The organism is Stutzerimonas stutzeri (genome assembly GCF_002890895.1).
In the GTDB taxonomy this organism is placed as follows: Bacteria; Pseudomonadota; Gammaproteobacteria; order Pseudomonadales; family Pseudomonadaceae; genus Stutzerimonas; species Stutzerimonas stutzeri_AB.
In genome coordinates, this window is record NZ_POUL01000003.1 from 33,526 (window position 1) to 57,171 (window position 23,646).

27 protein-coding genes are annotated in these 23,646 nt (G+C 62.5%); 14 read left to right on the forward strand and 13 right to left on the reverse strand.

All coding sequences use genetic code 11. The annotated features are described in order from the left end of the window. Positions 1-53 precede the first annotated feature (53 nt). Positions 54-269, reverse strand: a complete 216-nt coding sequence (locus CXK96_RS05790; RefSeq protein ID WP_180981496.1) for a hypothetical protein — start codon at positions 267-269, stop codon at positions 54-56. Positions 270-325: 56 nt separating this feature from the next. Then, the gene (ytfE, locus tag CXK96_RS05795) at positions 326-997 is read right to left on the reverse strand and encodes an iron-sulfur cluster repair protein YtfE (protein ID WP_102835552.1); all 672 of its coding nucleotides are present in this window, start codon (positions 995-997) and stop codon (positions 326-328) included. Between the two features lie 147 nt (positions 998-1,144). Between ytfE and norR the strand changes: the two genes are divergently transcribed. From norR to ubiT, 5 genes are all read left to right on the forward strand, one after another. Further along, positions 1,145-2,674 (forward strand): nitric oxide reductase transcriptional regulator NorR, encoded by a 1,530-nt coding sequence (gene norR / locus CXK96_RS05800; protein WP_102835553.1) that lies wholly within the window; start codon positions 1,145-1,147, stop codon positions 2,672-2,674. 108 nt (positions 2,675-2,782) lie between these two features. Then, positions 2,783-2,992 carry a hypothetical protein gene (locus CXK96_RS05805; RefSeq protein ID WP_102835554.1) on the forward strand — a complete coding sequence of 70 codons (210 nt, stop codon included), beginning with the start codon at positions 2,783-2,785 and terminating at the stop codon, positions 2,990-2,992. Positions 2,993-3,301: 309 nt separating this feature from the next. Beyond that, positions 3,302-4,297, forward strand: coding sequence for a ubiquinone anaerobic biosynthesis protein UbiU (ubiU, locus tag CXK96_RS05810; RefSeq protein ID WP_102835555.1), 996 nt, complete (start codon positions 3,302-3,304; stop codon positions 4,295-4,297). A gap of 22 nt (positions 4,298-4,319) precedes the next feature. Further along, entirely contained in the window at positions 4,320-5,210 is an 891-nt protein-coding gene (locus tag CXK96_RS05815) for a U32 family peptidase (RefSeq protein ID WP_102835556.1), read from the forward strand. Further along, positions 5,204-5,698, forward strand: a complete 495-nt coding sequence (gene ubiT / locus CXK96_RS05820) for a ubiquinone anaerobic biosynthesis accessory factor UbiT (protein ID WP_102835557.1) — start codon at positions 5,204-5,206, stop codon at positions 5,696-5,698. The genes CXK96_RS05815 and ubiT overlap by 7 nt, the downstream gene beginning before the upstream one ends. A gap of 54 nt (positions 5,699-5,752) precedes the next feature. Here ubiT and CXK96_RS05825 read toward each other — a convergent pair whose 3' ends face one another. Both CXK96_RS05825 and CXK96_RS05830 read right to left on the reverse strand, forming a co-directional pair. Beyond that, positions 5,753-6,148 (reverse strand): putative zinc-binding protein, encoded by a 396-nt coding sequence (locus CXK96_RS05825; protein ID WP_102835558.1) that lies wholly within the window; start codon positions 6,146-6,148, stop codon positions 5,753-5,755. A gap of 96 nt (positions 6,149-6,244) precedes the next feature. Further along, a complete protein-coding gene (locus CXK96_RS05830) occupies positions 6,245-6,922 on the reverse strand; it encodes a Crp/Fnr family transcriptional regulator (RefSeq protein WP_102835559.1) in 678 nt (225 codons plus the stop codon). 237 nt (positions 6,923-7,159) lie between these two features. Here CXK96_RS05830 and CXK96_RS05835 point away from each other — a divergent pair, with 237 nt between their 5' ends. The 3 genes from CXK96_RS05835 to CXK96_RS05845 all read left to right on the forward strand — a co-directional run bounded on the left by CXK96_RS05835 (position 7,160) and on the right by CXK96_RS05845 (position 10,183). Further along, positions 7,160-9,166, forward strand: a complete 2,007-nt coding sequence (locus CXK96_RS05835; RefSeq protein WP_102835560.1) for a ribonucleoside triphosphate reductase — start codon at positions 7,160-7,162, stop codon at positions 9,164-9,166. 154 nt (positions 9,167-9,320) lie between these two features. Continuing rightward, positions 9,321-9,485 carry an anaerobic ribonucleoside-triphosphate reductase gene (gene nrdD / locus CXK96_RS05840; protein ID WP_045430017.1) on the forward strand — a complete coding sequence of 55 codons (165 nt, stop codon included), beginning with the start codon at positions 9,321-9,323 and terminating at the stop codon, positions 9,483-9,485. Between the two features lie 2 nt (positions 9,486-9,487). Continuing rightward, positions 9,488-10,183, forward strand: a complete 696-nt coding sequence (locus tag CXK96_RS05845; protein WP_102835561.1) for an anaerobic ribonucleoside-triphosphate reductase activating protein — start codon at positions 9,488-9,490, stop codon at positions 10,181-10,183. 199 nt (positions 10,184-10,382) lie between these two features. Here the strand turns inward: CXK96_RS05845 and CXK96_RS05850 are convergent, their stop codons facing one another. Genes CXK96_RS05850 through CXK96_RS05865 form a run of 4 tightly spaced genes read right to left on the reverse strand, consistent with a single transcriptional unit; the run spans position 10,383 to position 13,514 of the window. Continuing rightward, positions 10,383-11,759 carry a 4Fe-4S binding protein gene (locus tag CXK96_RS05850; RefSeq protein ID WP_102835562.1) on the reverse strand — a complete coding sequence of 459 codons (1,377 nt, stop codon included), beginning with the start codon at positions 11,757-11,759 and terminating at the stop codon, positions 10,383-10,385. Further along, positions 11,756-12,613 carry an FTR1 family iron permease gene (locus CXK96_RS05855; RefSeq protein ID WP_102835563.1) on the reverse strand — a complete coding sequence of 286 codons (858 nt, stop codon included), beginning with the start codon at positions 12,611-12,613 and terminating at the stop codon, positions 11,756-11,758. The genes CXK96_RS05850 and CXK96_RS05855 overlap by 4 nt, the downstream gene beginning before the upstream one ends. 21 nt (positions 12,614-12,634) lie before the next feature. Further along, positions 12,635-12,967: a cupredoxin domain-containing protein gene (locus CXK96_RS05860; RefSeq protein WP_102835564.1), complete on the reverse strand. Its 333-nt coding sequence runs from the start codon at positions 12,965-12,967 to the stop codon at positions 12,635-12,637. Positions 12,968-12,980: 13 nt separating this feature from the next. Continuing rightward, positions 12,981-13,514, reverse strand: coding sequence for an iron transporter (locus CXK96_RS05865; RefSeq protein WP_102835565.1), 534 nt, complete (start codon positions 13,512-13,514; stop codon positions 12,981-12,983). 328 nt (positions 13,515-13,842) lie between these two features. On the opposite strand from CXK96_RS05865, the gene mdtD reads away from it, so the two are divergent. Then, a complete protein-coding gene (gene mdtD, locus CXK96_RS05870; protein WP_102835566.1) occupies positions 13,843-15,252 on the forward strand; it encodes a multidrug transporter subunit MdtD in 1,410 nt (469 codons plus the stop codon). Between the two features lie 12 nt (positions 15,253-15,264). On the opposite strand, the gene CXK96_RS05875 is transcribed toward mdtD, so the two are convergent. Then, a complete protein-coding gene (locus CXK96_RS05875) occupies positions 15,265-15,480 on the reverse strand; it encodes a hypothetical protein (RefSeq protein ID WP_029404662.1) in 216 nt (71 codons plus the stop codon). Positions 15,481-15,927: 447 nt separating this feature from the next. Between CXK96_RS05875 and CXK96_RS05880 the strand changes: the two genes are divergently transcribed. Next, positions 15,928-16,188: a hypothetical protein gene (locus CXK96_RS05880; RefSeq protein WP_306109790.1), complete on the forward strand. Its 261-nt coding sequence runs from the start codon at positions 15,928-15,930 to the stop codon at positions 16,186-16,188. A gap of 27 nt (positions 16,189-16,215) precedes the next feature. Here the strand turns inward: CXK96_RS05880 and CXK96_RS05885 are convergent, their stop codons facing one another. Then, positions 16,216-16,965, reverse strand: coding sequence for an MBL fold metallo-hydrolase (locus CXK96_RS05885; RefSeq protein ID WP_102835567.1), 750 nt, complete (start codon positions 16,963-16,965; stop codon positions 16,216-16,218). A 12-nt stretch (positions 16,966-16,977) separates the two neighbouring features. Then, positions 16,978-17,412 (reverse strand): hypothetical protein, encoded by a 435-nt coding sequence (locus CXK96_RS05890; RefSeq protein WP_064481552.1) that lies wholly within the window; start codon positions 17,410-17,412, stop codon positions 16,978-16,980. Positions 17,413-17,619: 207 nt separating this feature from the next. Here CXK96_RS05890 and CXK96_RS05895 point away from each other — a divergent pair, with 207 nt between their 5' ends. After that, positions 17,620-17,940 (forward strand): ArsR/SmtB family transcription factor, encoded by a 321-nt coding sequence (locus CXK96_RS05895; protein ID WP_372239384.1) that lies wholly within the window; start codon positions 17,620-17,622, stop codon positions 17,938-17,940. A gap of 49 nt (positions 17,941-17,989) precedes the next feature. Here the strand turns inward: CXK96_RS05895 and CXK96_RS05900 are convergent, their stop codons facing one another. Both CXK96_RS05900 and CXK96_RS05905 read right to left on the reverse strand, forming a co-directional pair. Further along, positions 17,990-19,372 carry an ATP-binding protein gene (locus CXK96_RS05900; RefSeq protein ID WP_102835568.1) on the reverse strand — a complete coding sequence of 461 codons (1,383 nt, stop codon included), beginning with the start codon at positions 19,370-19,372 and terminating at the stop codon, positions 17,990-17,992. Then, entirely contained in the window at positions 19,369-20,064 is a 696-nt protein-coding gene (locus tag CXK96_RS05905) for a response regulator (RefSeq protein ID WP_102835569.1), read from the reverse strand. Before CXK96_RS05905 ends, CXK96_RS05900 begins: the two co-directional genes overlap by 4 nt. A 204-nt stretch (positions 20,065-20,268) precedes the next feature. Here CXK96_RS05905 and dsbD point away from each other — a divergent pair, with 204 nt between their 5' ends. The 3 genes from dsbD to dsbG are packed head-to-tail and all read left to right on the forward strand — an operon-like array spanning position 20,269 to position 23,605. Continuing rightward, positions 20,269-22,014 carry a protein-disulfide reductase DsbD gene (gene dsbD / locus CXK96_RS05910; protein WP_180981497.1) on the forward strand — a complete coding sequence of 582 codons (1,746 nt, stop codon included), beginning with the start codon at positions 20,269-20,271 and terminating at the stop codon, positions 22,012-22,014. Further along, on the forward strand, positions 22,014-22,829 hold the full coding sequence (locus CXK96_RS05915) for a TlpA family protein disulfide reductase (protein WP_102835570.1): 816 nt from the start codon (positions 22,014-22,016) through the stop codon (positions 22,827-22,829). The genes dsbD and CXK96_RS05915 overlap by 1 nt, the downstream gene beginning before the upstream one ends. Beyond that, on the forward strand, positions 22,826-23,605 hold the full coding sequence (dsbG, locus tag CXK96_RS05920) for a thiol:disulfide interchange protein DsbG (RefSeq protein ID WP_102835571.1): 780 nt from the start codon (positions 22,826-22,828) through the stop codon (positions 23,603-23,605). The genes CXK96_RS05915 and dsbG overlap by 4 nt, the downstream gene beginning before the upstream one ends. The last annotated feature ends 41 nt before the right edge of the window (positions 23,606-23,646 follow it).

Here is a 23,646-nt window from a genome sequence, read left to right on the forward strand (position 1 = left end):
GCGAGTATTGATGCAGGCCGGATTAGGCTGACGCAGATCCTTCCGCGCATGCCTTACCGAAGCGGTTTTCGGTCTCGCTCCAGTGAGGCGCTGTCGGTGGTCCATCGCTGATCGATGTCAGTGGGCAACGCAGGGCGCGTACCCAGCTCGTTGTGACTGCCTGTCGCCTGTGCGGTATCGATCACCACGTCGAGTGCCACGCCGCTGGCCAGCGCCAGCATCGACGCCATTGCAAGGCCCCAGGCCAGGGGTTGGATGACTGCTTTCATGTGCACCTCCGGTACTGCAGGGGGCGGGCCGTCTGGCCCGTAGCGTTGAGGTCGTTTCAGTGTGCGGGTGCCTGGGCGAACAGGATGTTGTTCTCCAGATGAATGTGCTGCATCAGATCGCCACGCAGTTCTTCGAGCCCGCGATACAGCGCACGCCAGGTGTTGCAGGCGTTCGCGGGCGGGGTGATGTCGTTGGTCAGTTCGGCCAGCCGTTGCAGCGCGGCGCCGTGCTGATCGTGTTCATAGCGCATCACCGCAATCGGACCCTGGGTCTGGGGTAGCTGAGTGTTGCGTTGCAGCATGGGGAAGAGAATCTGCTCTTCCTTGAGCATGTGGCTCTCCAACTCCTGCTGCATGCTCCAGAGGTGCTCGGCGAGGCCGGTCGGGCAGTCCGGCTTGTTGCCGTGGACTGTTTCGACACGACTGGCCAGGCGAATGAGTTCGGGCAGTTGGTCGCGATGACGCTCGTGGAAGCGTTCGAGGATGAATTCGATCAGCGCACTTGCGGGCTCGCCGCGCCAGTCTGGCTCCGTCGCCGGTTCCCCCGTCAGTGCGGCGAGCTCGCCTGCGATGACCTGGGCGTCGAGGTTGCGCTGCAGGGCGGCGTCGCGCAGCGGGGTGTCTCCACCGCAGCAGAAGTCCAGTTTGTACTGGCGAAACACGCGTGTGGCACCAGGGATCCGGCAGGCCAGGCTGCCCAGGGTTTGGTCGGTAAGTGCAGTCGTCATGGCGGCGTTCCATGAGTGGATGTTGCTTGTACTGGAGCAAACCCTGTGCCATGGGCAAGTCATTGATTATCAGAAGGAAAATAATTTGATTGGTGAAATTTACCCAGGCGGTATAGGGTTTAAAAAACCTTACGGGTAGTAATCACCATGATGGAAGAAGCCCTGCTTGCCGATCTTGTCACCGAGCTGCCCAATGCGGTTCGCCTGCAACGCTTGGTGCACACGCTGCATCAGCGCTTTCGCTGTGGAGCAGTAGTGCTGCTACGCCTCGATGACGACACGCTGCGCCCGCTGGCGGCGGTGGGGCTGGTGCAGGAGGCACTGGGGCGGCGCTTCGTGGTGGCTCAGCATCCCCGATTGGCGGCGATTCTCTCGCAACGCGAGCCCACCTGGTTCGAGCCTGACAGTCGATTGCCCGACCCCTACGACGGTCTGCTTGATGCGCATGTCGGCGAACCCTTGCCGGTGCACGACTGCATGGGCGTCAGCCTGTTCGTCGAGGGCAAACTGTGGGGAGCGCTGACCCTCGATGCACTGCACGCAGGGACTTTCGACGACGACGCGCGGCGCGACCTGCAGCGCTACACCCTGGTGATCGAGGCGGCCATCCGTATTACCCGGTTGGAGCACGAAAACCGCGGTCTGCGCCTCGCACGCAGTGACGTGCTGGAAACCACACAGGTGCCGGGCGACGGCGAGATTCTCGGGCAAAGCGCCGTGATTCGCGAGCTGTTGCGTGAGCTGGAAGTGGTTGCCGACTCGGAGCTGCCGGTGCTGCTCCTGGGTGAAACCGGCGTGGGCAAGGAGTTGTTCGCACGCTGGCTGCATCGTCACTCGCGGCGGCGCAACAAACCGCTGGTGCTGGTCAATTGCGCGGCGTTGCCCGAATCGCTGGCCGAAAGCGAGCTGTTCGGTCATGTGAAGGGTGCCTTCTCCGGTGCAACCACCGACCGGCCTGGCCGTTTCGATGCGGCGAACGGCGGCACGCTGCTGCTCGATGAGGTAGGCGAGCTACCGCTGGTGGTGCAGGCCAAGCTGCTGCGCACCTTGCAGAATGGGGAAATCCAGCGCCTCGGGGCTGACAAGCCGCGTCAGGTCGATGTGCGCATTATCGCGGCGACCAACCGCAACTTGCGCGACAGCGTACGTGACGGGCATTTCCGCGCTGATCTCTATCACCGTCTTTCGGTTTATCCAGCGCCGATTCCGCCTCTGCGCGAACGCGGCAACGATGTTCTGATTCTGGCGGGCTACTTTCTCGAATTGAACCGTGCGCGTCTGGGCCTGCGCAGCATGCGGCTGTCGCCCGCTGCCGAACGGGCATTGCTCGGCTATGGCTGGCCGGGCAACGTCCGGGAGCTGGAGCACGTGATCAGCCGAGCGGCGCTGCGGTTGCTCAGCCGGGGCGCCTCGCGCAGCGAAATCCTCACGCTGGAACCGGACCTGCTGGCGCTGGACAACGAGCACGCCAGCTCTTTCGCCCCGGCTGCCGATGTAGCGCCCGCGCCCGCAGTAGAGGAGATCGTTTCGTTGCGCGAAGCCGTCGATGGCGCCCAGCGCCAGGCGATCATCCGGGCGCTGGAGGCCAGTGGAGAGAACTGGGCGCAGGCCGCGCGGTTGCTGGACGTCGATTCGAGCAACCTGCACAAACTGGCGCGGCGGCTGAAACTGAAATGAGGCGGTCGACCAAGCCGCAATACCGCTGGCGGTTGTTCCGCCAGTCGGCGTGAGTTGTCTTCGAGGTGTCGCGGTCTAAGCTCCAACTATCACCAACAGGAGACTTCCATGGCTCTGGACCATGACCAGTTCAACCAGCTGCTGAGCGAGGCCCAGGCCCACGCCGACCGTGCCGCCAGCGAGAACAACCCGCAGCACTATCAGCAGGCTTTCGAATCCAGCCTCAAGGCGATGCGCCTGCTCGCTGAAGAGTCCGGCAACTGGCGGGACGCCGTTGTTCGCGCGACCGAGGAGTTTCAGGGCGACGAAGGGATATAGCGCGACGCCAGTCCGAGACGGAGGCCGCGCACCATTGCGCTGGCCTGATCGCCCGGCCGCGCACGCGTCTGCTTGGGACTTGCCTCGCCGGGCAGTCTTGAGCCTCCGCCAGCGCTGCCCTTTACCCTGTCCTGGCGACTCGTTTCGCTCGGGGCGCCCTGTTCAGAGCGCCTCCTCAGCTTTGCCTCCTTGACGCTTATCAATGCCTCCCACTGGAGGCCTACCTAGACTGCCGACTTTCCGTCCGGCCCGGACGGGCACCTTTGCCGCAGGCAGGGTGCGCATGATTCCGCATGTCTAGGAGTTGCCATGCACTTGGTCTGTCCAGCAGGTAGCCTGCCCGCGCTCAAGGCTGCCGTCCAGCAGGGTGCCGATGCCGTTTATGTCGGCTTTCGGGACGACACCAACGCCCGTCATTTCGCCGGCCTCAACATGGATGCGAAGCAGCTCGACAAGGGGCTGCAGTTGATCCGCGAAAAGCGTCGCCAGCTCTATATTGCCGTCAACACCTACGCCCAGCCGCAAGGCTGGTCCCGCTGGCAGCGTGCGGTCGATCAGGCCGCCGACCTCGGTGTCGACGCGCTGATCGCCGCCGATCCAGGCGTGCTCGGTTACGCCGCCAAACACCATCCGCAGCTCAACCTGCACCTGTCGGTCCAGGGTTCGGCGACCAATGCCGCCGCGCTGGCCTTTTACCAACAGCGCTACAACATCAAGCGCGCCGTGCTGCCGCGGGTGCTGTCGCTCAAGCAGGTCAAGCAGGTCGCCGCCAGCAGTCCGGTGCCTATCGAAGTGTTCGCTTTCGGCAGCCTGTGCATCATGGCCGAGGGCCGTTGTCACCTGTCTTCCTACCTCACCGGCGAATCTCCGAATCTGTGCGGCGTCTGTTCGCCAGCCAAGGCGGTGCGCTGGAGCGAGGAGCCGGAAGGGCTGACTTCGCGGCTGAACAACGTGCTCATCGACCGTTATGCCGAAGGCGAATCAGCCGGCTATCCGACGCTTTGCAAGGGCCGCTTCATGGTCAACGGCGAGCGCTTCCATGCACTGGAGGAGCCCACCAGCCTGAATACCCTCGACCTTATTCCGGAGCTGGCCAACATCGGCGTCACGGCGATGAAGATCGAGGGGCGGCAACGCAGCCCCGCCTATGTCGAGCAGGTCACCCGCGTCTGGCGCTCGGCGCTCGATGCCTATCTGCAGGCGCCGCAGCGTTATGCCGTGCAGCCCGGCTGGCGTGACGTGCTCGACGGCTTGTCGGAGGGCTCGCAAACGACCCTCGGCGCCTACCACCGGGCGTGGCAGTGAACCTCTTCAGCAAGGAGCAGTTATGAAACTCAGCCTAGGCCCCGTGCTGTTCTATTGGGATCGCCAGCACACCCTCGATTTCTACGCCGACATGGCAGACATGCCGCTGGATGTGATCTATCTCGGCGAAACCGTCTGTTCCAAGCGCCGCGACATGGGCCTGGACGACTGGCTCGGTCTGGCCCGCGAGCTCAAACAGCAGTCGACGGCGCAGCTGGTGCTGTCCGGCCTGGCGCTGGTCGAGGCGGCTTCGGAGCTGTCCAGCCTGCGCCGGCTCTGCGAGAACGGCGAACTGCTGGTCGAAGCCAATGACATGGGCGCCGTGCAGTACCTGTCCGAGAGAGGCTTGCCCTTTGTTGGCGGTCCGGCGCTCAACCTCTACAACGGCCATGCACTGGCCGAACTGGTCAGCAGCGGCATGCAGCGTTGGGTTCCGCCAGTGGAAATCTCCGGGACCATGATCCGCGACGCGCGAGCGCAGTTGTCGCAGCTCGGTGTCGCCATGCCGGAAATCGAGATCTTCGCCTACGGCCACCTTCCGCTGGCCTATTCGGCGCGCTGCTTCACCGCTCGCGCCGAAAACCGACCGAAGGATGATTGCCAGTTCTGCTGCCAGAACTATCCCGAAGGTATCCCGCTGTTGAGCCAGGAGGGCGAGGCGCTGTTCACCATCAATGGTATCCAGACCCTGTCGGCCTCGGTCAGCAACCTGCTGGCGGACTATCCGGCGCTGGTCGACAGCGGGGCCGAGCTGCTGCGGCTAAGCCCGCGTGCGTCGGGCATGATCGAGGTGGTGCAGGCATTTGACGCGGTGCGCAACGGCGGCCTGCCACCGCTCGCCGTCGACGGCTGCAACGGTTACTGGCATGGCCAGCCCGGCATGCTGCGCGCCGAGGAGGCCGGATTATGCTGAAGCCTCGGGCGCACCTGTTGAAACTCGGAGAGCATCTGTTGCCGCTGGCTGCGCGAACCCCGTTCGCGCTGCAACGTATCGCGCTGGAGCGCAGCCTCAATCAGGTCTTTGCTGAGCCCCTGGCTGATGATGCCTTCGAGGCACTGGAAGGTAACTGGATGCGCCTGGAAGTCGCCGACCTCAACCTGGCCTGGTGCCTGAGTTGCGATGGGCAGAAGCTGCGCATCGCCGAGCAGGTGCCGGTTCAGGTCACCATTCGCGGCAACTGGCGGGAATTCCTGCTGCTCGCCAGTCGCCAGGAAGACCCCGATACGCTGTTCTTTCGCCGCCGGTTGGTGATCGAAGGCGACACCGAACTCGGCCTGGCCATCAAGAACCTGATCGACAGTCTGGACCCGGACCTGCTGCCGCCATGGCTGTGGAAACTGCTGCAGGGCGCGGGAGAGGAAGTGGCGCTGGCTGGTTGTGCGCAGCCGGTCAGTGCCTGATCGAGCATTGACCGGTTAGGCCGACATCTCCCACCCAGTCGCCGCGGTGAGCCGCTACACCGAGTGCAGCTGGTGCCGCGGTTTCATCCGGTCGCTGGTGATGATGTTGCGCATGTCCTCGAACAGCGCATCGGCTTCGGCTTCGGAGCAGTCTTCGCGATAACGCTTGCGCAGACCGTAGCTGCTGAGGGTGATGTGAACGTTGGCAACAACGCCGTGCTGCGCCAGGCAGGCACGCGCGCAATGCAGCGGACAGCCGTCGATGGCCAGGATCGCCCGGCCGGAGTTGGCCTTGTTGACCAGCGAGCTCACCCGGCCACCGACACCGGCGATGCAGGACATTTCTGCCAGGCCGGCACGGTCCAGACGCACTGCGAGGGTATTGGCCAGTTGCGCCACATTGGAACAGCCCGAGCAGGCATACACCAGGGGCAGGCGAGGTTTGGACATGCTGTTCTCCCGATCTGTTAGGGCTACGCCAGTATCCGCATCAATCCTGAAGTGACCCATGACGGCCATCAAGAAGCTGGGGCAATCCGCCGCAGCTCAGTCCTGATAGGCGGCCAGTCCCTGGCTGTCGAGTATCTCGATGCGCCGGCGCTGCACACTGATCATTCCGGACTCGATGAGCCTGTGCAGGATGCGCGAAAAGGTTTCCGGTTGAATGCCCAGCTTGGACGCGATCAAGCGCTTGGGCACATCGAGTGTGACGACGCCGCTGTCGTCCTCCTGCGATTGATAGAGAAAGCGCACCACGCGGTGGCTGGCGTTGGCCAGGGTCAGGGTATCGATCTCGTTCAGGCGCTGGTGCAGGCGGATGCTCAAGGTGCCAAGAATGTCCAGGCAGATGCTCGGGTGCTGCTCGAGCATGCGCCGGTAGTGCGGCCCATGGAGGCTGGCCACCAGGCTGGCTTTCAGGGCGGTGGCACTGACCGGATAGTTCGGCGCGCCGGTGAACAGCAAGGCTTCTGCGAACGACTCGCCGGCGCGGATCACCTCAACCAGCTTTTCCTGCCCGTCACAGACCACGCGGTGCAGCTTCACCTGGCCACTGAACAGAAAGTAGAACCGCTCGGCCTTGTCACCTTGATGAAACAGCGAGGCGCCCGCAGGCACGCGCTTGAGGTTGGCCGAGGCGCACACCTCCTGCAGCGCCGCTTCGGGCAACCGGCTGAACAGGTGGTGTCGGCGGAGGTCCGCAACAAGGGATGTTTCGGTCAACATGATTCCTCCGCCGGTACCTGTCCGGGATTGTTCGACGTTGCATCCTAGGAGAACGCATCACCCAGCTTCCTTGATCGCAGACAAGATCCTTAGCTGTGGATGTCTCGGCGCCTGTTTTAGAAATACGGCAGAGGTGAATTGACGATGGTCAATTCGCTCTGCATCGCTTTTGCCTACATTCCACACCATCTAGTGCTTAACAAGTTTTTAACAACTACATATGGTGATGGAGGCGTGATGCTGGGGCTTGGGGAAGTGGATCGGCCGGTTTCGTTGCGCAAGCGGGACGGACGCCTGGTGGCGTTCGAACTGGCCAAGATCGGTGCTGCGATCGAGGCCGCTGGCCTTGCGACCGGTGAATTCGAACCGGTCACTGCCCAGGCGCTGGCTGCTCAGGTCCTGGTGCGTCTGCCGCAGCGGGTAGTGGCGGTCGAGCAGGCTCAGGATGCCGTCGAGCGTGTGTTGATGGAGGCGGGTTACTACGACACAGCGCGGGCGTACATCGTCTACCGCGAGCGTCATGGACGGCTGCGGCGCGATCGCAAATCGCTGGTCGACGTCGCCTCGTCGATGAACGAATACCTCTCGCGCGAGGACTGGCGGGTACGCGCCAACGCCAACCAGGGCTACTCACTGGGTGGGCTGATTCTCAACGTGTCGGGCAAGGTCACTGCCAACTACTGGCTGGACGAGGTCTACAGTCCGGAAATCGGCATCGCCCATCGCGAGGGCGACCTGCACATCCATGATCTGGACATGCTCGCCGGCTACTGTGCGGGCTGGTCGCTGCGCACGCTGCTCAACGAAGGTTTCAATGGCATTCCAGGTCGGGTCGAGGCCGGGCCGCCTAAGCACCTGTCCAGCGCGCTGGGGCAGATGGTCAACTTTCTCGGCACGCTGCAGAACGAGTGGGCCGGCGCCCAGGCGTTCAGCAGCTTCGATACCTATCTCGCGCCCTTCGTGCGCAAGGATGGCCTTGGCTTCGCGAAAATCCGCCAAGCGATCCAGGAATTCATCTACAACCTCAACGTGCCGTCGCGCTGGGGCACCCAGACACCCTTTACCAACCTGACCTTCGACTGGGTCTGCCCGGAAGACCTGCGCGAGCAGATTCCCTACATCGGCGGCGAGGAAATGCCTTTCGCCTACGGTGACCTGCAACATGAGATGGAGCTGATCAACCGCGCCTACATCGAGGTCATGCAGGCCGGCGACGGGCTGGGCCGGGTGTTCACCTTTCCGATCCCAACCTACAACATCACCCACGATTTTCCCTGGGACAGCGAGAACGCCGAGCGCCTGTTCGAAATGACCGCGCGCTACGGGCTGCCGTATTTCCAGAACTTCCTCAATTCGGACATGCAGCCTAATCAGGTGCGCTCGATGTGCTGTCGCCTGCAGCTGGATGTGCGCGAGCTCCTCAAGCGCGGCGGCGGGCTGTTCGGCTCAGCGGAGCAGACCGGCTCGCTCGGCGTGGTGACGATCAACTGCGCGCGCCTTGGCTACCTGCATGCCGGCGACTGGACCGGGCTGATCGAGCATCTCGATGCGCTGCTGGAGCTGGCGCGGCAGAGCCTGGAGGTCAAGCGCAAGGTGATCCAGCACCACATGGATGCCGGGCTGTATCCCTACACCAGGCGATACCTGGGCACGCTGCGCAACCATTTCTCCACCATTGGCGTGAATGGGCTGCACGAGATGGTGCGCAACTACACCGAGGACAGCGAAGGCCTGCACACCGAGGCCGGACGGCGTTTGGCCGTCGATCTGCTCGACCATGTGCGGGAAGAGCTGGTGCGCTTTCAGGAAGAAACCGGCCACCTCTACAACCTCGAGGCGACACCGGCCGAAGGCACCACCTACCGCTTCGCCAAGGAAGATCGCAGGCGTTTCCCAGAGATTTTACAGGCGGGCTCTGCCGAGGCGCCGTACTACACCAACTCGTCGCAGCTGCCGGTGGGTTTCACCGATGACCCGTTCGAAGCGTTGATGCTGCAGGACGAGCTGCAGACCAAATACACCGGCGGCACCGTGTTGCACCTGTACATGGCCGAGCAGATTTCCTCGGCGCAGGCCTGCAAGAACCTGGTGCGCACCGCGCTGGGTCGATTCCGTCTGCCTTACCTGACCATTACCCCGACGTTCTCGATCTGCCCGGTGCATGGCTATCTCAGCGGTGAACACGAGTTCTGCCCGAAATGCGACGAGGCGCTGATCGCCAAACAACAGAGCTGCTGCGTCTGAGCCTCTTGTGACTGGGGCGCGGTCGTTGCGCGCCCCGGCGTCAATGCACCCCGGACCACATTAGGCGCCGGCTTGCTGGCGATCACCGTTATGGCTGCGTCGACCGGCGCATCCCGGATCTACAACAAATCATCCACCCCTGAAGGAGCGACACATGACTCAAACCACCCAACTGCCTGAAGCCCAACGCCAGCGTTGCGAGGTCTGGACCCGCGTCATGGGCTATCACCGCCCGGTCGCGGCATTCAATCCCGGCAAGCAGTCAGAGCACCGTGAGCGGACTCATTTCACCGAGCAGGCTGCAGGGTTGGCTCGCTAGCCATGGGCGCCGCGCTACGGGTCGGCGGCATGGTGCCGCTGACCACGCTCGATTTCCCTGATCACTTGGCCTGCGTGCTGTTCTGTCAGGGTTGTGGCTGGCGTTGTCGCTATTGCCACAACCCACAGTTGATCCCGACTTGTGGTGCCGAGGAGCGCGGCTGGGACGAGATTCTCGGCTTCCTCGACCAGCGTGTCGGGTTGCTCGAAGCGGTCGTGTTCAGCGGCGGTGAGCCAACCCTGCAGCTTGCCCTGCCGGACGCCATTGAGCAGGTCCGTGCCAAGGGATTCAAGATCGGGCTGCACAGCGCCGGCATCAAGCCGAAACTGTTTCGCCAGGTGTTGCCGCTGGTGGACTGGGTGGGCTTCGACGTCAAGGCGTTGCCCGAACATGGCCGGCTGATCACGGGCGTGGAAGGCAGTGGCGAGGCCAACTGGAAAAGTCTCGAAGCGCTTGTTGCGAGCGGCGTGGACTATGAGTGCCGCACCACCGTGCACTGGCAGCTGTTCGATGCTGAACGCCTGTGGGACATGGCACAGCGCTTGCGCAAACTGGGTGTAGAACGGTTCGCCGTGCAATGCGTGCGCACCGCCCGGATGCTCGATGAGTCTCTTGCCGACAGCCGTGCGCCCTACGATCAGCGAAAACTCTGGGACCGCATGGGGCGGTTGTTTCCGTCGTTCGTTTTGCGAGGTTGAGTTCGTACCTAGTGGGCAAGCTCACTTCTGTAGGAGCGAGCTTGCTCGCGAACGGGCTTGTGCGCTCGCGCAGTCCGGGTGGGCTTCAGGCCATGAATCAGTGCGTAGGGTGGGCTTCAGCCCACCGGTTCGTCACTCCAAACGGAGCGAGCCGATCCAGCCGGGTAGGGTTCGCTTCAACTCATCGTCAAAAGAACGATCAGCTCCAGCCCCAGAACTGCAGATACCAGCCATAGCCAACCACCGCTGTCGCCAGTCCGACGCAACCGAAGGCGAGCAGCCGACGCAGGCCGTTGGCACCGTAACGGCTGATCACCTTCCAGGCCAGATACAGACTCCAGCCAATCGCACCGGCCAGAAGCAGGGCGCGTGTCGGCTGCGCCCAGGCGAGGATGAAACCTTCGTACCGCAACAGTTTGATGGTGGTGGCTGAAAGGCCGAGAAACAGTCCGGCGCCACCCAGCGGCGTGAACGCCAGTGCCAGATGGTGGAACACCTCACCTCGGCGATTCATCAGGCGCACTGCACCTTGCAACAGCAGCCAGAGCGCGCCGCCAATGAGCAGCGAACTGGCGCCGATATAGGTAAGAATTGCCGCACCGTCGAGCCAGGTGAAGGCGTCGTTGTTCTGCGGGTAATGGGTCAGCAGCCACCAGGGTGCATTGGCCTCCAGCGGCCAGAAGATGTCGCGATCGACCAACCACTCGGCAGCGGTCTGCTTGAGGCTGATGAACCAGGGGCTGACTGTCCATTGGAACGCCCCCATTGCCAGGCCGATCATGCCGAACAGCAGCAAGCTGCTGTCCCAGTGGCCATGCTGCGCCTGGTTGCCGACGATGAGGATTTCCTGGTTCGGCGAGCGGGCGGCGAGGGCGACGGCGCCGCGCTGGCCACTGCAACGACCGCAGGCGTGACATTCACTGTTGCCCTGCATACGGCGGATGTCGATCAGCGGGGCGCAGTTGGGCGTGGCCAGTCGCGGCCCTTCGTTGGCCTGCCAGCGTTCTTCGTCGACCTTGTAATGCATCGGCGCCAGGCGGGCGAGCAGGCCGAACACGCCGCTGACCGGGCACAGATGTCGGCACCAGACACGTTTGCCGCGCCCATAGAGATAGCCGACGAGCATCGCCGCGACCGTTGAGCCGCCAAGGATCAGCGCGGCAGCCCGGCCGTAGTCGTAGACGCTGATCAGCTGGCCGTAGACGGTGGTCAGCACGAACGCAATGGTCGGCCAGCCGCTCCAGCGGATCCATTGCGGGGTGCGTCTGTTCAACCCGCGCCAGCTGATCCACTCGCTGAGCGAGCCCTCCGGGCAGAGCACGCCGCACCAGAGGCGACCGAACAGCACCATCGACAGCAAGACGAAAGGCCACCAGAGCCCCCAGAACAGGAACTGGGCGAACACCGTAATGCTGTCGAGCATGCGCGCTTCGGACGGCGGCAGCGACAGAAACGCCGGCACCAGCAGCAACACCAGGTAGAAGCCCACCACCAGCCACTGGATCAGGCGAATGGTCCTGGCATGCTGGCGCAGCAGGTCGCCGACGCGGGCCAGCCAAGGGGCATTGGTGATCATGCGGGGCTCGCCTCGAGACTGGCCTCCGACTTCGGTCGCAACCAGGCCCAGACGGCTAACCAGTAGAGCCCCATCAGGATGACCGCCGCCAGCGAAGGCATGGCCCGGTAACCGGTCAGCCCGGCAATGGTGCTGCCCAGGGTGCCACCGTCATCGAGCAGGGCGGAGGTGTCCCACAGCGGATCGCCGAAGACCGTGTACAGCATCTCCGGAACCTCCATGCCCATCAGCTGCCCGCTGAAGCGGTCTAGCCCACCCATCAACAGCGCCGCGCCGAGCAGCAGCAGCAGGACTTCGCTGACCTTGAAAAAGTGCTTCCAGGAAAACAGCCGGCTGCCGGCCTGCAAGGCCGCGTAGCTCAGCAATGCGAGCACAAAGCCCAGCACACCGCCGACGACGAAGCCGGTCAGGTCCGCTCCGTCTTTCTGATGACCGATGCCGTAGAGAAACACCACCGTTTCGCTGCCTTCACGCGCCACGGCGAGCATCGCCAGTACCAGCAGGCCGACGCCGCTGCCCTGGCTGAGGTGCGACGCGGCACTGTCCACCAGGTTGCGCTTGAGATCGCGGCCGTGGTGGTGCATCCAGCCGACCATCTGCAGGATCAGCAGCGCCGCAGCCAGCAGCATGGCGCACTGGAACCACTCACCGGCGGGACCGGCCAGCCAGTCGCCGGCGCTGAGAATGCCCCAGGCCAGCAGCGAAGCCAGACCCAGGCCGGCCACCACGCCGCCCCAGAGCATGCGCAGCGCCTGACGGTTGCCCGGCTGCTGACTCAGCCAGGCATGCAGGATGCCGATGACCAGTAGCGCCTCGACGCTTTCACGCCAGACGATGAACATTGATTGGCCCATGTCGCTTCTCCTGTTGAGAGACTACTTGGCGATGATTTCGCCTTCCGGGAGGTCCATATGGAACTCGTCGAAGAAGGGATAGCGGCCGGGTTTGAGGGGATGGATGACGACAAACGAGGTGACGCCGGGCGAGAGCACCTTTTCCACCCGCAGGGGCGTGCTCTCGAACTCGGTCGGGCCATTGCCGGCATTGATGACGACGATCTTGAAGCGCTGGCGGGCCGGGACTTCAATGGTCGCCGGCTCGAAATGGCCGTCGCGAATGGTCAGCTCATACGTAGGCAGCCCGGCCTGGGCGCCGCCGGCAAAGCCGGCAGCGAGCAGGGCGAGGGCTGGAAGCAGGGCGCGTTGCATGCTCACCTCCGACTTAGTAACCACCTTTCTTGCCGATGCCGGCATAGGTGAACTCGTAGTTCAGCGTGCACTGCTCGAACCAGGGCGCAACGCCGGTTTCCTTGTCGACGTGACGGCCGAACATGGTGTGCTTGCCATCCGGCGGGGAGACGATGAAGGTCAGCTGGTACTTGCCTGGCCCCATCAGCTTGACGTTGTCGCCATAGTGCGGGCCGTCATTGGCGACCATCGGGTGGAAGTCGCCTTCGATCTTCTCGTCCGAACCCTTCTTGCTCAGCGCATAGCGGATGTTCAGATAGGAGACGAAGCTGCCTTCCTGCCAGCCGTTGCGGTTGCCTTCGGTGGCGGCGATGTCGGCCTCCAGATGCACGTCGGATTTAGCGGCATCGAGCATCATGCCGGCAGGTTCCATCTCGACCGGTTGCAGGTAAACGGCACCGACTTCCATGCCACCGCACTGCTGCGGTTCACCGATGGGGTATTCCTTGGCCTGAGCGAGGGAAGCGAGCAGCAAAGAAGTGATGGCGAGGGTAGCGGGAATGCGCATGAAGCCTCCGAGGAGAAGAGATGAATGACGTGGAGAGGTTCGCACCTGTGATGCTTAACGATAATGATTCGCGTCAATTTTGAATGAAATACTTTGTAACGTATACCCTCGATTGCTGCTTATCGTTGCGTCTGATAGAGCGCCAGGCGGCGTCTCTAGGGGCTTTTAAGCCCTTTGTGCGTTGAGTTGTCACACCCGGTTCGAGCGCTCAGTCGGCAGCGATCTGTTCGCTGCAGCTGCGACGGGTGGGTAACGCTGCAGACGATTTAAAGCTGCGAGGCAGATCGATAGCGGCCTACCATATGCACTTTCGGAGTCGGGGAATTTCATGACTCAAGCTGTACTGGATGCCAGAACCGCCCGTGTACTGCCCTGGCTGGTTGCTATCGCATTCTTCATGCAGACCCTGGATGGCACCATTCTCAATACCGCCTTGCCGGCGATGGCCCGCGACCTTGCTGAAGATCCACTGCGGATGCAGGGTGTGGTCATCGCCTACATGCTCACCGTGGCGCTGTTGATTCCGGCGTCGGGCTGGGTAGCGGATCGCTTTGGGACTCGGCCGGTTTTCTTTTCCGCTATCGTGCTGTTCACGCTGGGTTCGCTGTTGTGCGCGGTGAGCACCAGCTTCAACCAACTGGTGATGTCGCGTGTGGTGCAGGCGGTTGGGGGCGCGCTAATGCTGCCGGTCGGACGGCTGGTGATACTGCGGGCCTACCCGCGCAGCGAGTTTGTCCGGGTTATGACCTTCATCGCGCTACCGGGCATGGTCGGGCCTCTGATGGGTCCGACGCTCGGCGGTTGGCTGGTCCAATATGCGTCCTGGCACTGGATCTTCCTGATCAATCTGCCGGTCGGGCTGATCGGCTGCATCGCTGCCTCTCGTTTCATGCCCGACCTGAAGAGTGCCGAGCGCATGCGCTTCGATACCGTCGGCTTTCTGCTATTCGGTGGCGCCATGGTGCTGATCACCATTGCGCTTGAAGGCCTCGGCGAGATGCAAATGCCCCACGCCCGCGTGATGTTGTTGGTGGCTATTGGCGGTGCTTGCCTCGCGGCCTACTGGTTGCGCGCCGGTCACATCGACAAACCGCTGTTCAGTCCGACGCTGTTCCACACCCGCAGCTTTGCCGTTGGTATCTTTGGCAACCTGTTCGCGCGATTGGGCAGCGGGGCATTGCCGTTCCTGCTGCCATTGCTGCTGCAGGTCGCGCTGGGCTATTCCCCGTCGCAAGCGGGCATGACCATGATTCCGTTGGCGCTGGGTGCGATGTTCATCAAACCCTTGGCCAAGCCGCTGATCGACCGACTCGGCTATCGGCGAATCCTGATCGGCAACACGCTGCTGCTGGGCAGCCTGATCGCCAGTCTGGCGACCATCGACGGGCAGACTTCGACTGTGTTGTTGCTGCTGCACCTGAGCCTGATCGGCATGGTCAATTCCATGCAGTTCACGGCAATGAATACCGTGACGCTGGTGGGGCTCAGCAACCAGAACGCCAGCAGCGGCAACAGCCTGCTATCGGTGGTGGTGCAGTTGTCGATGAGCCTGGGTGTCGCCTCGGCCGGTGCCCTGCTGGGCGGCTTTACTGTGCCGGGTGCGGATGGGACGGCGTTGCTGGAGGCGTTTCACCTGACCTTTCTATGCATCGGGGCGATGTCGATGCTGGCCGCATCGTTGTTCTTTCAGCTGGACAGCAAGCAAGCCATGGCCGCTCGACACATAGACACTGAGTGACCGAGCCCCGGATCAGCCGATGCAAAGCTCGGCTTCTTCCTCGTCCTCGGGGATCTCATCGGTGACGATCACTCGCGCGTGGTGGCTGGTTTCCTCCTCCATGCGCAGGCCGAAGTAGCGGTTGTCATACGCATCCCAGAATGCTTCGACCTGCTCCATTGTGGCGGCCTCAAGGAGTACCTCCAGGCTGTGCTCCAGGACAATGGTGTAGAGTTTTTCGGCAGACATGATTAGCAGGCTCGTGCTCGATTCAAGAGGCGGCTGCTCCTCTGCAGCCGTGATGTCATTCTGACAGCTGAAGGGCCTTTGCAAGCTTCCGCTCATCGCCTGAAAAGAGATTCCCGCTGAACGGTTAGCCTCGATTTGGAACTGTTTGAATCGGGCAGATCCGGCCAATGTTCTGTTCAGCCAGACCGCGAATCGCGCATCGATGTGTCGTTATTTGCGACATAGGGGTTCGCTTACAGGTCACTGCTGAGGTCTCCTCTCACTTAGCCTTCTGGCACGCAGCACTAGGTATGCCACCGCTGGACACCCTTGGGACCCTCATTGAGTTCGCCCAAAACCCGCTGCCTTTGTTTACCTGTACGAGTAAACATTATCGACCTGTAAGTTGTGGCGACATATTGTTTAGCCATCGCCGGATATGCCGGTGGCAACAGAAGGATTTGATCTATGGGAACAATGGGGACGTTCTGGATGGTGACGGGAGGTTCGCTTTGCGCTGCGCTGGTGTTGGCCATCATTCTGTGGCTGCAGTGGTTGCAGCTCAGGCAACACAAGGTGGAACTCGCCGTGCTGCGTGATCTGCTAAAGGGGCTCGGTGAGATCATCCAGCGTCTGGAGCACGAAAAGGCCGAGCTTAGCGCAGGCCTGCGAGCGGAAACGGGGCAGGTCGAGTTGCTCAAGCGGCAACTGAGTCAGCTACGTGGATGACTCTTTCTGCTCGCGTTCTTTGTGTTTTTACCCCTGAGGGCTGTGTTCCGCCTGCTCGCAGTACTGCCGGTAGCTTTCTGATAAGTCGGACGGGCACACACCACACTGGCGATTGCCAGGAACCGCGTGATCGATGAACTTCGGATACGGCAGATCCAGCTCCGCCATGATCGTTCTGAATTGCTCCAGCGATACGGCTTCGCCCAGTCGCGGGTTGCGTCGCTTTTCCTGGGCGATGGTCGATACGCGGCGGTCATGGTAATCGTGGGCGGGATAAACCAGGGTGTCGTCCGGCAAAGCGAACAGCTTGCCTCTGACACTGTGGAACAGATCATCTGCACTGCCGTTCTGGAAATCGGTCCTGCCGCAGCCGTCTATCAACAGTGCATCGCCACTGAACAGTCGATCGCCGAGCAGGTACGCGAAATGCCCGTCCGTATGGCCCGGCGTATGCAACGGCGTCAGCTGCAGGCTGCCGACCTCAAACGGAGTGCCTTCCTCGATGCCTACGTCAGTACAGGCCAGCTTGTCGATGGCCGGGCTGGCGATACGGCAGCCGGTCTTCCGTTTCAGCTCCAGCGCGGCGGTGATGTGATCGGCATGTACGTGCGTGTCGAGCGTGAACGCCAGCTTCAAGCCCAGGCCGGCCAACTCGGCCAGATCGCGATCCATCGTTGAAATGACCGGGTCGATCAGCACTGCTTGTCCGGTATCCTCGCAGCCCAGCAAATAGGTGTAGGTGGAGGAAACGGGCTCGAATAGCTGGCGAAAGATCATCGTCTTCTCCGTTCAGTTGTGGGATGGCTGCGGCGCTTGGTTCAGCGTTTCCAGCAGTGCAAACTTCTCACGATCGATCTCGCCGCGCGTGCGAATCCCCAGTCGACGCATCACCGGCAGTGGCGGGCACCAGCCTTGCAGGCCGTGTTGCAGCAGAAACGGCAGCACAATACCGGGGAGCAGGAACCATTTACGGTTCACCGTCAGCCCGAGCAGCAGGCCGGACAGAGCAAGCGAAGAAGCGTTGACCTCCAGCGCGCGCTCGACATCCCACTCGCGATCGAGTGCTTCGATGCGTTGGATGATCGAGTGTCGATCCAGATTGCTGAAGTGGCGGATGTTTTCTTCGGTTTGCTGATCAATAGCGTGATTGATCGAGGCGGATGTCGAGCGGCGAACTCGATCCGTCTGGTCACTTGTGGCAAGGTCCTGATGGATTGTGGTCATGGCAGTCTCCTGATGCACGCCCACCAGTGGGGCTGGCGTGGTGAGAAAATGACTACTGGAACAGGTGCGAGGCAGTACAACGCCCATAAGTTCCGATGAAAACCGCTCCGACGAGCAGGGACACTTTATTGAGATATATATCGGTAAAATGTTCCGTCAACCTGTCCTGATTAACGGTGGAAAATGGACGCTGCGTCAGAAATCGATATGGAAACGCTCCGTAGCAGTGCAGCGCAGGCCTGCGGTTTGCTCAAGGTTTTGGGTAACCCCGACCGGTTGCTGCTGTTGTGCCAACTGACTCAGGGCGAGTACTGCGTGGGCGATCTGGCGACCCAGACGGGCATCACTCAGCCGACCCTTTCTCAGCAACTGACCGTGCTGCGACATAACGGCATGGTCAGCACCCGTCGCGAAGGCAAGCAGGTCTACTACGGCATCGCCAGTCCACAAGCGATGGAGGTCATGCAGGTGTTGTACAAGCTGTACTGCCAGGCGCCTCACGTCGAGGAGAACGTCAGCGAACCTTGAGCAGGGCGCACGATGGCGCGTCTCGCATGCGGCATACGTAGCGTAAGCGTCACCGGTCAGTCGGTTGAGGTGGCGGATCACTCAGCCGCGAAGTCTTCTCGATAACGTCCTCCTGCAGACCAGCAATCAGCTCAACCTGCAGTCCATCGCCGTGAGCGACGAACCTGAGTTCACAACCGCAGCGCTCGGCGATGGCCTTGACGATGGAGAGCCCGAGCCCGCTGCCGTCCCCCTCGCTGTTTCGCCAGAATCGTTCGGTAAATCGTTCGACCTGTTGTGCGGCGATGACCGGTCCGTGATCGACCACCGTGAAGCAAACCTTGTCTTCAGCATGCTGCTGCAGTGACAGCTGAACGTGGGACCTTGGGCGCGTATGCCGACGTGCGTTGTCCAGCAGATTGCGCAGTGCGGCGATGGCCAGAGCGGGCGGCATGGCCAGGGCACGTAGGGACACGTCTGCCGCCGCGTTCAACTCGATGCGGGGACCTGGCTGCTGACTGGAGTCAGCGATGGCCAGTTGCGCCACCTCGATGGCCGTGCACCGTTGGCCGTCATCGAAGGACACCCGTCCCTCCACACGGGCCAGCATCAGCAGCTGCTCCAGTGTTCGGTGCAAGCGATCGGTGCCGAGCTCGGCCTGGGCCAACGCCCGCCTGGCGGTATCGCCCTCGGTCATGGCTGCGACCTGCAGATGGGTCTTGATGGCCGTCAGCGGGCTGCGCAGCTCGTGGGCGGCGTCATCGGTGAGCCGGCGTTCACGTTCGAGCGCCTGCGCGATCCGTGCAAACAGCTGATTCTGTGTTTCTACCAAAGGCGCCAATTCCGGCGGCAGCCGTTCGATGATCAGGGGGTCGACCGAGTCGGCACTGCGCTGCGCCAGAGCGGTGCGGATTCGCCTGAGTGGCGACAGGCCTTTGCCAAGGCCAATCCAGAGCACGACCAAACTGCCGAGCAGGGCGACCAGTACCGGCAGTGCTGCAGCCAGCAGCACCGAGCGCTTGAGCGTAGCGCGTTCATCGAGTCGATCAGCCGTGGTGATGCGCATCCCGTCGCGGATCATGGTGAAGGTTCGCCAGGCCGTGTCGCCGATCAGCTGGTTGTGAAAGCCGGTGTGCTGGGCGTCGAGCACGCTGTCTGGCGCCGAATGGCTGCGCGCGAGCACCTCACCGCGCAGCGAGCTGACCTGGCAGGCCAGCCCGTTCTCGATACCGAGTTGCTCTGCGCTCAAGCGAGTGATACCGCCTTCACCCAGCTGCGGCTGCGGCAGTTGCACCAGCAGCCCGGTGACCATCCGAGCCGAGGCGGCCAGTCGCTGATCGAGCGACAGCATCAGCTGGTTGCGTACATCGAACAGCATCCAGGTCGCTGCCGCCGACCAGAGCAGCACAAAAGCGGCGCCGAGGGCGAGGGTCAGACGCAGGCGCAGACTCATGTGTCGGTGGCTCGGGCCGGTTCGGTCACGGGCCCGGCGGGTCCCAGTCGATAGCCGAGTCCCCTGACGGTTTCGACAATGCCGTTGCCCAGCTTGCGACGCAGATGATGGATGTGGACGTTGAGCGCATTGCTCTCGACCTCGTCATCCAGCCCGTATACCGCGTCTTTGAGCTGCTCGGCCGAAAGCACCCGGCCGGGGTTCTGCAAGAGCGCTTGCAGCAGCGCCTGTTCACGCCGGGACAGGTCAACTGGTTCGCCCGCCATGGAGGCGGAGCAGGCGGCCGGGTCATAGCTCAGCGGACCGTGTTCGATCAGGTGCGTCGTTCGTCCGGCGACGCGGCGCAGCAGAGCATGCAGCCGCGCCGCCAGTTCGCGCAGATCAAAGGGTTTGACCAGGTAGTCGTCGGCGCCTGCCTGGAGCCCCGAGACACGTTCGGCCACCGCATCCCGGGCTGTCAGAACGAGCACGGGCAATTCGAGCCCGCGACGCCGCAGTCGCTGGAGAAAGTGCAGGCCATCTTCGTCTGGCAGCCCCAGGTCGAGAATCATCAGATCGAAGTGGGCAGTGCGCAGCAGCGCGTCCGCCTGAGCGGCAGTCGCGGCATGGGCCACGCCGAAGCCCTGGGCTTGGAGCCCGGCAACGATGCCACTCGCGATGAGCGCATTGTCTTCTGTCAGCAGTACCTGCATGGGAAACTCGTCTTGAATGCACCGGCCAGTATCACGCTTCTCGATTAACGGAGCGTTATCAGAGGGTACGCTGAGTTGCTCGCGTAGCCTCGCATGTCGGTCTTTCTCTGTCGGTCAGTGGTCAGCTCCAAGCCAATTCGTTAACGGCCACTTAATCCCCAGTCGCCATGCTCGCATTGAATTTGCTGATGGGGTGTGTAGTTCATGCGAGCGGTCCTTTTCTCTCTGGCCTGCTGCCTCTGGCTTGTGCAGCTGGCGAGTGCTGCGCCGTTCGCGCTTGGTCAGAAGCAGGAGACCTTCTTGCCGGTAGACCAAGCGTTCAGCCTGCGGGTCGAGCGCCCAGCCAGCGGCGGTGTTGTGCTGCGTTGGGACATCGCGCCAGGTTATTACCTGTATCAGGAGCGGCTGCGGTTTGGTGGATTGGCAGCAGGTAACGAACCGCAGTTGCCACCGGGAGAGCCCTATCACGACGATTATTTTGGCGATTCACAGGTCTATCGCAACAGCCTGGAAGTCACCCTAGACGAGCCAGGTCTCGCCACGCTGGAACTGGGATGGCAAGGCTGCGCCGATGCCGGCTTGTGCTATCCGCCGCAGGCTCGCGCGGTCGATCTGAGCGGGTCTGCAGCGGGACCCTCTGAGCCTGTTCAGGCCGATGATCAGGCACTGGCAAGCAGACTGGCGCAACAGCCGCTTGGCTGGAGTCTGATGATCTTCTTTGGGCTTGGCTTGTTGCTCGCCTTTGCGCCGTGCTCCCTGCCGATGCTGCCAATCCTTGCCGGTATTGTGGTCGGCAGCCGGGCCAGCCCTCGCCGCGGCATGCTGCTTGCCGCTTCCTATGTGGTCAGCATGGCGCTGGTCTACGCCGCGCTGGGCGTCGTGGCTGCGCTTCTCGGTGCGAACCTGCAGGGATGGCTGATGCAGCCCTGGCTGATCGCCAGTTTTGCCGGCCTGTTCGTTCTGCTTTCCTTTCCAATGTTTGGTTTCTTCGAGCTGCAGTTGCCGGCTGGTCTGCGTGATCGGCTGGAACAGGCCGGACGGAAGCGACAGGGCGGTAGCCTGGCTGGAGCCAGCGCACTCGGGGTGATGTCCGGCTTGCTGGTCGGGCCCTGCATGACCGCTCCGCTGGCTGCGGCACTGCTGTATATCGCCCAGAGCGGCAGTGCCGTCAACGGAGGGCTGGTGCTGTTTGCCCTTGGCCTGGGCATCGGAACGCCGTTGGTATTGCTGGTGACGGTCGGCAATCGCTTCCTTCCGAAACCGGGGCCCTGGATGGATCGCGTCAAAACCACGTTTGGTTTCATTTTTCTGGTCGCAGCCCTCTATGTGCTCCGCCCGTTACTGACGGATTCGTGGTGGGTGGGCGTGTGGGGTGCATTCTGGCTGCTGGTTGCCAACGTACTCCTGCAGTTGTCGCGTCAGCTCAAGCAGCATCGGGCGTTGCTCAGCTCCGTTGCAGCGTTATCCGGCGTATGGGGCGTGGCGCTGGTGCTTGGTGCGGCGGGTGGCGCGGAGGATCCGAACCGGCCGCTTGCCGTGTTCACCAGCAGCGTCGCTTCGACAACTGAGATCGAAGGTCCGCAGGGTTTCGTTGGTTTCACCGATCCGGCTGTTCTTGATCGTGAACTCGCTGCCGCCAAAGCTGCCGGGCAATGGGTGCTGATCGACTACTACGCGGACTGGTGTGTGTCGTGCAAGGTCATGGAGAAGGAAGTCTTTGGCAACGGCCAGGTGCAAGCTGCACTCAAGGGCGTACGCATGCTGCGACCGGATGTGACGCAGACCAATTCCGCCAGCCGCGAGCTGCTGGGGCGCTATCAGGTCATGGGGCCGCCGACGCTCCTGCTGATTGGCCCGGACGGGGCGGAGCGCCGCTCGCAACGCATAACCGGTGAGGTCGACGCCGGCCAATTCCTGGGTACGTGGAACGAAACGATGGAGCAAGGCTGATGATGACGATGAACGTGGGGCCGTTCGCGCTGGCCGTTCCCCATGTATTGCTGCTGGCGAGCCTGTTCTTGGCGATGCTGACCGGTTGGTGGGTTGGGCGGCGCAGCGAGCGCAACCCCGAGCAGCAGTTGTTCAGGCTGCTGCTGGTGGCGCTGCTCGTTGCCCGGCTGGCGTTCGTGGTGGTCTACGTCGAGCATTTCCGAGATGAGCCCTGGCGCGTGATCGACATTCGTGACGGCGGGTTCATTGCCTGGCCGGGCGTGCTGGTGGCCGTGCTGCTTGGCGTATGGCTGGCCAGGCGTGAGCTCGGGTTGCGCAAACCGCTGGGCGCTGCGGTCGCTGTCGGTGTGCTGAGTTGGGGGTTCGGGACCTTCGCATTGCATGCCTTCGAGCAGGGCACGCGCCTTCCCGAGATGGGGCTGCGCGACAGTCAAGGTAAACCGGTTGCCCTGCAGGATTTCGTCGGCAAGCCGCTCGTCGTCAATCTGTGGGCCACATGGTGTCCGCCCTGCCGACGGGAGATGCCGGTCCTGGCAGAAGCACAGCGCAACCAGTCCGAGGTGACCTTTCTCTTCGTCAACCAGGGCGAAGGCGAGCGGGTCATCGCGGACTTCCTCAGCGCTGAAGCGCTCGGTTTGGACAACGTGCTGCTCGACACCGGCGGCCGCCTCGGCCAGCACATAGGCTCTTCGGCACTCCCAACAACGCTTTTCTACGACGCCGACGGGCGGCAGGTTGGCAGCCACCTCGGTGAGCTTTCTCGCGCCAGTTTGGCGCGCGCCCTTGAACAACTGGAGGTAACCACTCAGCCATGAAAAATCTGCGACCGCTTTCTTTGTTCTGTTCAACGCTGGCCTTGCTGCCCGCATCCGTGGCGCTGGCACAGGATCTGCCTCCTGCGGTCCAGGCCGTTGAGGCTCGCGGCGCCGAAGTGGTCGGTAGCTTCGACGCGCCGGGCGGATTGAAGGGCTACGCAGCACGCTATAACGGACAGGGCATCGCGCTTTATCTGACGCCCGACGGTGACCACGTTCTGATCGGCAGCCTGCTCGATGCCACCGGCGAAGATCTGACGCGGGCTCCCCTTGAAAAACTGGTCTACGAACCTCTCAGCAAGGAAATGTGGCAACGGCTCGAGAGCAGCACCTGGATTCAGGACGGCGCTGTTGAGGCGCCGCGAATCGTCTACCTGTTCTCCGATCCGAATTGTCCGTACTGCAACATGTTCTGGAAGCAGGCCCGGCCTTGGGTCGAGTCCGGCGATGTCCAGCTGCGCCATGTCATGGTCGGCATGCTGCGCCCGGACAGCGCGGGCAAATCGGCCGCATTGCTGCAGGCTGAGAATCCAGCGGCCGCTTTGAACAGGCACGAAACAGCAGGAAAGGCGAGCAAACTGGAACCGCTTGAAGAGGTATCGCCTAAGCTGACTGAAGAGCTTGAGGCGAACCTGACGCTGATGGGGGCGATGGGCGCCTCGGCAACGCCAGCCATTTACTACCTGGACGGCAACGGACGTTTGCAGCAGCAACAAGGTGCGCCTCGCCCCGATTCCCTGGCCGAGATCATGGGGCCGCTGTCACCGAAACGGTAGAAAGGTCAAACAGTACTGCCTGCTGCCAAAACTATAAAAAA